Raw genomic sequence first — 1,477 nt, forward strand, 5'->3', positions numbered from 1 at the left:
GGCGACCTTCAGTGTCGGCGGCATCAATCCCCCCCATCGGGCGGCTGGAGCGCGCAGGGTTGAGCTGGTAGAGACCGCGGTGCTCAGTGATGGGGCGGAACGCATCGGTGATGCCGACCACGGACTCGGCGGCGCCAAGCAGCAGCGTGCCGTCGGCTTCCAGTCCCTTCGCCATCCGCTCGAAGATCACGGCCTTGGTGTCCTGATCGAAATAGATCAGCACGTTGCGGCAGAAGATCACATCGAACGTGCCGAGATGGGAGAAGTCCTGCAAGAGATTGAGCTGGCGGAACTGCACCATCGCACGAATGTCGGCATTGAGCTGCCAGACCTCGCCGACTTGCGTGAAGTACTTCATCAGGTGCTGGATCGGCAGGCCGCGCTGCACCTCGAACTGGCTGTAGATGCCGGCCTTGGATTTCTCCAGCACCTCCTGCGACAGGTCGGTGACGACGATCTCGATGCGCCAGCCGGCAAAGGCCGCGCCCATCTCCTTCACGCACATCGCGATCGAATAGGGCTCCTGCCCCGTCGACGACGCCGCCGACCAGATGCGCAGCGATTTGCGCGCCGCGCGTGCCTGGATCAACCCCGGCAGGATGGTGCCGCGCAGATGATCGAACGGAATCTTGTCGCGGTAGAAGAAGGTCTCGTTGGTGGTCATCGCTTCGACCACGTCGGTCGCGAGCCGGCCGTCGCCGTTCCTGATCTTCAGCACGAGATCGGGAATGCCAGATAGGCTCGCCTTGCGGGCGAGCGGCAGCAGCCGGCTCTCGACCAGATATTGCTTGTCGGCGGACAGGTCGAGACCAGAGCGCTCCTTCAGGAACTTGCGCAAATAGTCGTAGTCGACCGGCGTCACGAGCGGTCTCCCGCGAACAGGCGATTGACCTTGGCGCCGATCTGGTTGAGCGGCAGGATCGCCGCGCAGATGCCGGCATTGGCCGCCGCGCCCGGCATGCCCCAGACCACGCTGGAGGCTTCATCCTGCGCGATGACGCTGCCGCCGGCGGCGACGATGTCCTTGCCGCCGCGCATGCCGTCCGAGCCCATGCCCGTCAGGATCACCGAGAGGATGCCGCCGTGCCAGATGTCGATGGCGGAGGTGAAGAGCGGATCGACCGCGGGCTTGCAGAAATTGACGGCGGGGCCGTCGTCGAGCGCGATGACGGTATCGGCGCCGCTGCGCACGACGCGCATGTGCTTGCCGCCGGGCGCCAGATAAATCCGTCCCGGCTTCACCGGCTCGCCGTCGATCGCCTCGGCCGCCGGCTTGCGGCTCGAACGCGCCAGATGCTCGGCAAGAATGGTGGTGAAGGTCGGCGGCATGTGCTGGGTGATCAGCACCGGGACGCGGTCGATCACCGGGCCGAGCTCGGTGACGAGCGCCATCAGCGCCTGCGGACCGCCGGTTGAGGAGCCGATCAGCAGCACCTTCGGCGTCTGCGTCGAGAACGGGCGCGTCGCCAGCGCGCCC

At 66.1% G+C, this 1,477-nt stretch carries 2 protein-coding genes; both read right to left on the bottom strand.

Translation table 11 applies throughout. The features are described from left to right. Positions 1–862: CheR family methyltransferase (locus tag CWO91_RS42145; protein ID WP_130221167.1), on the bottom strand; the 862-nt coding region annotated here is incomplete at its 3' end. Continuing rightward, the coding region (locus CWO91_RS42150) for a chemotaxis protein CheB (RefSeq protein ID WP_283811090.1) at positions 859–1,477 on the bottom strand (619 nt) is incomplete at its 5' end. The genes CWO91_RS42150 and CWO91_RS42145, both read right to left, overlap by 4 nt.

It is taken from the genome of Bradyrhizobium genosp. SA-3, from assembly GCF_004212635.1.
Classification (GTDB): Bacteria; Pseudomonadota; Alphaproteobacteria; order Rhizobiales; family Xanthobacteraceae; genus Bradyrhizobium.